The organism is Brevundimonas diminuta ATCC 11568, assembly GCF_000204035.1.
In the GTDB taxonomy this organism is placed as follows: domain Bacteria; phylum Pseudomonadota; class Alphaproteobacteria; order Caulobacterales; family Caulobacteraceae; genus Brevundimonas; species Brevundimonas diminuta.
In genome coordinates, this window is the sequence record NZ_GL883084.1 from 243,453 (window position 1) to 250,545 (window position 7,093).

Below are 7,093 nucleotides of genomic sequence, written 5' to 3' on the forward strand. Positions count from 1 at the left end.
GGCGCGGCGTCGGTCGGGGCGCCGCCGTCGCGATAGACGCGGATGTCCGCTTCCGGGTCGACCGGCTGGGCGTCCAGCGGGGCCTCGACCTTCATGCTCTCGACCGGCGTGCCGACGGCGGGCGGCGCGTCCGTCGAGGAGCGCACGCCCGAGCGATAGAAGACCACCACGGCCACGATCAGCAGCAGCAGGACGACGGCGCTGATGATCAGGGTGATCGGCGGCGACTTGGCGGCCGGGGCCCGGCGCGGGTCATAGCCGCCGCGCGTGAAGGGCAGGTCGTCGTCGGTCGGCGGCGTATAGGCGCCCCGGTCGCGGCCGGCGTTGGGCCCGGCGTTGGGATTGCCTCGGTGATCGTCGTCGTAGGACATTGGGTCGCGCCTTGATGGTCGTGGGACACGCGCGCGAATCGGCGCGCGTCGGCGCTCAGTCTAACGCGCCGTGAAGCCCTTCTCGAATCACAGATCGAGGGCGAGGTCGAGGCTGAACAGCTTCCTGTGGACCTCGATAGCGTAACGATCTGTCATACCGGCGATGTAGTCGCACACCGCCCGCGCCCGCGCGTCCCGGTCGTCGGTCAGGGCCGAGGCCTGCCATTCCGGCGGCATCACCTCCGGCTCGGCCATGAACAGCTGGAACAGCTGGGCCAGCACCCGGCGCGCCTGGCTGCGGGTGCGGTTGACGCGGTAATGGCGATACATCCGCTCGAACAGGAAGCGGCGCAACACCGCCAGTTCCGCCATCATGCCGCTTGAGAACTGCACCAGGGTCTCGGGCGCGTTGCGGACGTCCTCGACCGTCTCGATGCGGTGCTTGGCCAGACGGGCCTCGGTCTCGGCCAGAACGTCGTCGACCATGACGCCGATCATCCGGCGCACGGCCTCCAGCCGCAGCATCCGCTCGTCGATGTCGGGCCAGTCGGCGCGCGCGCTGGCGATACAGCGTCCGATCAGCGGCACGTCTGCCAGATCCGACAGGCTGAACAGCCCCGCCTGCACCCCGTCGTCCACGTCGTGGTTGTTATAAGCGATGTCGTCGGCGATGGCCGCGCACTGGGCCTCAAGCGAAGCGAAGGTGCACAGACGCAAGTCCCAGTCGGCCGCCCCGCCCGGCGCATAGGCGGCGACCGCCTTCCACGCCGGGTCCGACAGCAGATGCGCCACCGGGCCGTTGTGCTTGACCACGCCCTCGACCGTCTCCCAGCTGAGGTTCAGGCCGGGGAAGCCGGGATAGCGGGTCTCCAGCTCGGTCACGACGCGGAAGCTCTGGACGTTGTGGTCAAAGCCGCCGAACGCCTTCATCTGTTCGTGCAGTTCGTCCTCGCCCGCGTGGCTGAACGGCGGGTGGCCCAGGTCGTGGGCCAGGGCGACCGTCTCGGCCAGATCGTCGTCCAGCCGCAGGGCGTGGGCCAGCGAGCGGGCGATCTGCGCCACCTCGAGGCTGTGCGTCAGCCGGGTGCGGTAGTGGTCGCCCTCATGCGCCACGAAGACCTGCGTCTTCTCCTTCAGGCGGCGGAAGGCGGTGGCGTGGATGATGCGGTCGCGGTCGCGGGCGAAGGCGGTGCGGGTGCGGCTGGCGGGCTCGAAAACATGGCGGCCGCGGCTTTCCGCGGGGTTTTCGGCGTAGGGGGCGCGGGTCTGGCTCAAGGCGGCAGGACTTCGTGATGGCGACAGGCCTTTGCGAACGCCTGTCGGCCCCTCATATAGAGGGCCGTGAGCACCGTCCAATCCACAGAATCAGTCCGCGACCTGTCGCTGTCGGTCGCAACCCGGTCGCCCGAGGGCATTGTCCTGGCCGAAAGCGGCGCGCGCCGCCTGGCCAAGCTGTCCGAGGCGGAAGGCAAGCCGGTCCTGCTGCGCGTCGCCGTCGACGGCGGCGGTTGCTCGGGCTTCCAGTACCGCTTCGAGCTGGTCGACGGTCCCGAGGCCGACGATCTGGTGGTGCGTCGCGACGGGCAGGCCGTGGTGATCGACCCGGTCTCCATCCCCTTCCTGAAGGATTCCGAGATCGCCTTCGTGGATGAACTGGCAGGCGCCCAGTTCGTGATCCGCAATCCCAACGCCGCCTCCAGCTGCGGCTGCGGCGTCAGCTTCGCGATCTGAGCCGCGATAAAGTCTCGCTTGGCGGCGAGGCGCAACACACCCATCTGTATGGGCATGACGCGCCTGTTCGTCCTAACCCTGTTGCTCTGCGCCGCCCCCTTGTCGGCGCAGGCCCAGACCTGGCCCGGCTGGCCCAGCCCTCCCCCTGCGGGTTACGATCCCCACATCGCCCGCGCCGAACAGCACGCTCAGGCCATGGAGCGTCTGCGCCTTCAGGCCGACCAGCGTGAGGCCGAGGCCGCCCGCATGAGGCTTCAGACCAGTCAGACATTGCAGCGGCTTGAAGCCGCGCGATCGCCGGCCCCAGCGACGCCGCCTGCGACGGCCTATGCGCCGCGCTCGACAACCCTGCCCGCGCCGGCGCCCCTGACGCCGCCGCTCGACCAGACCGCGCCCGGCGTGACGGAGATCGACGCCTGGCTGAGCCGTCCGCCGCACTGAACCACAGCGTTACATTTGCATCTCTTCACCTGCGCCTGCGTTTCAGCCTAGCTTCGGATCAGACGACGAAAGCGGAGAGCGACAGATGCGTTGGCAAGGCGGACGGCGCGGCGGCGGGATCGAAGACCGGCGCGGCATGGGCGGCGGCGCGGTCGCGGGCGGCGGCATCGGCGTGCTGGTGCTGGCGGCCATCGGCTATTTCGTCTTCGGCATCGACCCGAACACCACCCAGCAGTTGGCCAGCCAGTTCGGCGGCGCCGGTCAGGCCGAGCAGCAGGGCCAGATGGGCTCGCCAGGGGATCAGGACGGCCAATTCGTCGAAGTCATCGGCTCCAACATCAACGACGTGTGGAAGACCAAGCTGCGCGGCTACACCCCGCCGACCACCGTCCTGTATGAGCAAGGCACCCAGACCGGCTGCGGCTACGGCCAGGCGGCGATGGGGCCCTTCTACTGCCCGGCTGATCAGAAGGTCTATCTGGACCTGAGCTTCTGGCGCGAGATGGAAAGCAAGCTGGGCGCGTCCGGCGCGGACTTCGCCAAGGCCTATGTCATCGCCCATGAATTCGGCCACCACGTCCAGACCCTGACCGGCGCCAGCCAGCAGGTGCAGCGCGCCCAGCAATCGGCGCGGTCGCAGGCCGAGGGCAACCGCTATTCCGTCGCTCTGGAGCTTCAGGCCGACTGCTACGCCGGGGTCTGGGCCAGCAACGCCGCCGCCGTGTCGAACGGTCAGGTGGCGCTGGAGCCGGGCGATCTGGAGGAAGGCATGAAAACGGCCCAGGCCATCGGCGACGACGCCCTGCAACGCCGCGGCGGCGGCCGCGTCTCGCCGGAAAGCTTCACCCACGGCTCTTCGGCCCAGCGGGTCGAGTGGCTGCAGCGCGGCTATCAGACGGGCGACCCCGCCGCCTGCGACACCTTCGCCCAGCTATAAACCCGAAACGTCAGACGGCCTTCGCGCGCCTCAGGGGCGAGGGCCGTCCATAGGCGAACCAGCGCAGCGCCCATTCCAGCGGCCCCATGCTGAAGACCCGCAGCCACAGGGCGCTGAAAGCCATCTGGAACACCCAGATACCCGCCGCCACGCCCCACAGGCCCCACCAGTCCAGCCTGCCCCACAGGTCAAGGCCATAGAACAGCAGGCCCGCGATCGCCGACTGGGCCAGATAGTTGGTCAGCGCCATGCGCCCCAAATTCCTTAGGGCGCGCCCCACGAAACCGAGCGCGTTCATCTTCCACAGCGACAGAAGCAGGCCGACGTGCCCCAGGGTCATGGCGCAGCGACCCAGTTCATAGCTGGTCTGCGCCGTCCAGGACTCGGACGAGAACTGGCTGGTCCACAACATCACGGCCTGAGCGCCGTTCACCGCCAGACCCAGGGCGTAACCGCCCCCGGCCAGCGCCAGATAGAAGCCGAGCGACCGCGCCCCGCCCAACACCCCCAGCTTGAACAGCGCCATGCCCAGCAGCATGAAGGCGACCGATTCAATGACCAGGGTGATGGTGTAGCTGGACGCCGCATAATCCAACCAGGTGCGTACGCTCCATTTCAACAGACCGACGACGCTTCCCGTGCGTGCGGCCGTTTCCTCGACGATGGTCTCGGGCGTCAGGGTCTGCGCCTCTTGCGCGCGGACATGGAGCTTCAGCGCCTCGGCGTCCTCGACCGACAGGGCGGCCCCGGTCTCGACCTGACTGGCCAGCTCAGCGCCGCGTCGCGCCTCCATGGCCTGATAGGCGCCGACCACGGCCGACTCGAGCGTCAACAGCAGAAGCAGAGCGGCCGACAGGGCGATCAGCGTGCGCGGCCGAACCGCGCGAAAGACGAACAGCAAGAATCCCGACAGGCCGTAGACATAGAGAATGTCCCCCGGAAACAGCAGGACGGTGGCGTTGAACACGCCCAGCGCCAACAAGGCCATGCAGCGCCGGAAGTAGACGTCGGCCGCCTGGATCGTCCCGCGCCCGTCTTCGCCGCGCAGGGTGATCAGCAGCATCCCCGCCCCGAACAGCAGGGTGAACAGGCCTCGCATCGAGCCCTGCACGAACAGGTGCTGGATGATCCACGCCGACCAGTCGGGATTGGCCAGGGTCGGCGGCAACTCCGGATGATACTGCCCCCAGAGTCCGCCCATCATCATGATGTTGACCAACAGGATGCCGCACAGGGCGAACCCGCGCAGGAGATCCAGGCTCTCCAGACGTTGATTGGGCGACACTGATGTCATGCGAGGCGGCAGGGCGGTCATACGGGCCGCTTATCCCCCTTCAGGCCGCGGATGAAACGGATTTTTCAGATGGAAACCTATCAAAACTAAACAATGGTCACATCCATCAACGGCGCGAGGTGCAGCCGTCCGTCGCCCAAGTTCAAAATAACGTTCCGCCCGGCGAAAGCCTCCATGCCCAGCAGGGCCTCGGGGTAGTTGGGCAGCGCCCGGCCGACGTAGACGGCGGTCGCCACATTGCGCCACGCCTCGCCGCCCAGCGCCACGCTTTGCGCCCGGACCATCCGCGTCCTGGCAACCCCGCCTAGGACGATGCTGGACCCCGACTGCTCGGGCCGTCCGTCCAGCAGGCCCGCGGTCCGCGCCGCCTCGTCGCTGAGCGCCAGAAGCGAAGACGAGCCGGTGTCCACCACCGCCCTGACCGGCGCGCCCTCGACCACGACCTCGGCGATCAGAGCCGTGCCCGAGCGCCGAACAGGCAAGGGCCGGTAGGCGGGCGCCAGCGCCGTCCGGGCCTCGTCAAGCAGCCGCAACCGCCGTCGACGCAGGTCCATCTCCAGCGCCGCCTCCATCAGCAAATCCTGGCCCAGGATCAGCGGCGCGCCCAATCCCTCGTCGCCCCCCAACGGTCCCAGGTCCAGTATGCCCGCGCGTAGACGCCCCACGCGCGCCGTCCCAACCGCCAGATCCAGCGTCACGCCTCGCCCCATCTGGGGGCGCCCATCCACGCCATAGGCGATCAGCGGCATGTCGAAGAGGTCGTCCAGCCCCAGCTCCGCCACCAGCCGTCGATCGATCACCGAATACTGCGCCCCGCTGTCGATCAGGGCGGTCAACTCCCGCCCCGCCAGCCGCACCCGCACCGTCGGCAACAGGGTCCGTGGCGCGACGAAACCCAACCAGCCGCTCGTCCCGTCGGCGCCGAAGGTCACGCTGGGTCGCCGCCACAGCACATGATCTTTCAGCCACAGCCCGCCGCCGACGGCGGCGGCGACGGCCCCGGCGCGAATGAGAAGGGTACGGCGGTTCATTCGTCTGACATGAACCGGGCGGCCGCGCGACGCCAGCCCCTTTTCCGGCGCCGCGTGATCAAGGCGCACGCCCGTCGTCGACTGAGCCAGGTTGTTGCGTCATCGCGCGAAAATTCCTTTCGCATTCGCAAAATAATCATGACGAAGCGCTGGATCGCGGATAGAAACGACCCCGATATGACGACCTCCCCTGATCGCTACATCTCGACGCGCGGCGACGCCGCTCCCCCCCGCTTCAGCGACGCCCTGTTGCGCGGCATCGCGCCGGACGGCGGCCTCTACATGCCGCAGGCCTGGCCCTCCCTGCCCGCCGACGCGACACGTCCCGGCCGCGGCTACGCCGAGATCGCCAAGGCGGCGATGGCGCCCTTCATCGGCGACGCCCTGCCTGCGGGCGCGCTGGACCGCGCACTGGAACGCCTGACCAAGGGCTTCGACCATCCGCTGGTGACGCCCCTGGTCGAGCTGGAGCCGGGCCTGTTCGTACTGGAGCTGTTCCACGGCCCCACGGCGGCGTTCAAGGATCTGGCCATGCAGTTGGTCGCCGCCCTATCGGACGAGGCCCTGGCCGCGACGGGCGAGACCCTGACCCTGCTGACCGCCACCAGCGGCGACACCGGCGCCGCCGCCGTGCGCGCCTTTGCGGGGGCCGAGCGCATCAAGCTGATCGTCCTGCACCCGCTGGACCGCGTCTCACCGGTGCAGCGCAAGCAGATGACGACGGTCCAGGCCGACAACGTCCTGAACCTGGCCGTGCGCGGCGACTTCGACGATTGCCAGCGTCTGGTGAAGGGACTGCTGGCCGAGGAATCCTTGCGCGAACACGGCCGCCTGTCCTCGGTCAACTCGATCAACTGGGGCCGTCTGGCGGGCCAGATTCCCTATTACGTCTCGGCCACCGCCCAGCTGGGCCAGGCCGCGACCTTCGTGGTGCCGACCGGCAATTTCGGCGACGCCTTCGCCGGGATCGCCGCCAGGAAGATGGGCCTGCCCGCCGCCGGTTTCGTCGCCGCCGTCAACCAGAACGACGCCCTGGCCCGCGCCATCAACGACGGCGTCTACGCCCGCCGCCCGGCGGTCGAGAGCGGCAGCGTCTCGATGGACGTGCAGGCGCCGTCCAATTTTGAACGGCTGGTCTATGAAGCCTCCGGCCGCGACGCCGAGACGACCCGCGCCGTATTCGAGACCTTCGCCCGTGAAGGCGCCGTCACCCTGCCCGCCGACCTGCTGGCCGCCCTGCGCGCCGAAGTGTCGGCCGCCTCGGTCGACGAAGCGACGACCAAGGCCG

General features: G+C 68.8%; 7 protein-coding genes and 1 pseudogene. 4 read left to right on the top strand and 4 right to left on the bottom strand.

All coding sequences use genetic code 11. The features are described 5' to 3' along the window. Both BDIM_RS17750 and BDIM_RS01250 read right to left on the bottom strand, forming a co-directional pair. A pseudogene (locus BDIM_RS17750) lies at positions 1–371 on the bottom strand (SPOR domain-containing protein); the annotation flags it as partial. A gap of 87 nt (positions 372–458) precedes the next feature. Further along, positions 459–1,646, bottom strand: a complete 1,188-nt coding sequence (locus BDIM_RS01250) for a deoxyguanosinetriphosphate triphosphohydrolase (RefSeq protein WP_003163746.1) — start codon at positions 1,644–1,646, stop codon at positions 459–461. A gap of 108 nt (positions 1,647–1,754) precedes the next feature. Here BDIM_RS01250 and BDIM_RS01255 point away from each other — a divergent pair, with 108 nt between their 5' ends. The 3 genes from BDIM_RS01255 to ypfJ all read left to right on the top strand — a co-directional run bounded on the left by BDIM_RS01255 (position 1,755) and on the right by ypfJ (position 3,480). Then, the gene (locus BDIM_RS01255; protein ID WP_167493388.1) at positions 1,755–2,102 is read left to right on the top strand and encodes a HesB/IscA family protein; all 348 of its coding nucleotides are present in this window, start codon (positions 1,755–1,757) and stop codon (positions 2,100–2,102) included. A 54-nt stretch (positions 2,103–2,156) separates the two neighbouring features. Next, positions 2,157–2,543, top strand: coding sequence for a hypothetical protein (locus tag BDIM_RS01260; protein ID WP_112999784.1), 387 nt, complete (start codon positions 2,157–2,159; stop codon positions 2,541–2,543). Between the two features lie 85 nt (positions 2,544–2,628). After that, entirely contained in the window at positions 2,629–3,480 is an 852-nt protein-coding gene (gene ypfJ, locus BDIM_RS01265; RefSeq protein WP_003163749.1) for a KPN_02809 family neutral zinc metallopeptidase, read from the top strand. Positions 3,481–3,490: 10 nt separating this feature from the next. Here the strand turns inward: ypfJ and BDIM_RS01270 are convergent, their stop codons facing one another. Then, a complete protein-coding gene (locus BDIM_RS01270) occupies positions 3,491–4,795 on the bottom strand; it encodes a DUF418 domain-containing protein (RefSeq protein WP_003163750.1) in 1,305 nt (434 codons plus the stop codon). A gap of 65 nt (positions 4,796–4,860) precedes the next feature. After that, positions 4,861–5,805 (bottom strand): aspartyl protease family protein, encoded by a 945-nt coding sequence (locus BDIM_RS01275; RefSeq protein ID WP_040344714.1) that lies wholly within the window; start codon positions 5,803–5,805, stop codon positions 4,861–4,863. Between the two features lie 177 nt (positions 5,806–5,982). Between BDIM_RS01275 and thrC the strand changes: the two genes are divergently transcribed. After that, positions 5,983–7,093: threonine synthase (thrC, locus tag BDIM_RS01280; protein ID WP_040344715.1), on the top strand; the 1,111-nt coding region annotated here is incomplete at its 3' end.

Excerpts from the sequence above, each read along its gene's own strand:
- BDIM_RS01260 (WP_112999784.1), top strand. The coding sequence starts at position 2,157 with ATGACGCGCCTGTTCGTCCTAACCCTGTTGCTCTGCGCCGCCCCCTTG.
- ypfJ (WP_003163749.1), top strand. The coding sequence starts at position 2,629 with ATGCGTTGGCAAGGCGGACGGCGCGGCGGCGGGATCGAAGACCGGCGC.
- BDIM_RS01270 (WP_003163750.1), bottom strand. The coding sequence starts at position 4,795 with ATGACCGCCCTGCCGCCTCGCATGACATCAGTGTCGCCCAATCAACGT.
- BDIM_RS01275 (WP_040344714.1), bottom strand. The coding sequence starts at position 5,805 with ATGAACCGCCGTACCCTTCTCATTCGCGCCGGGGCCGTCGCCGCCGCC.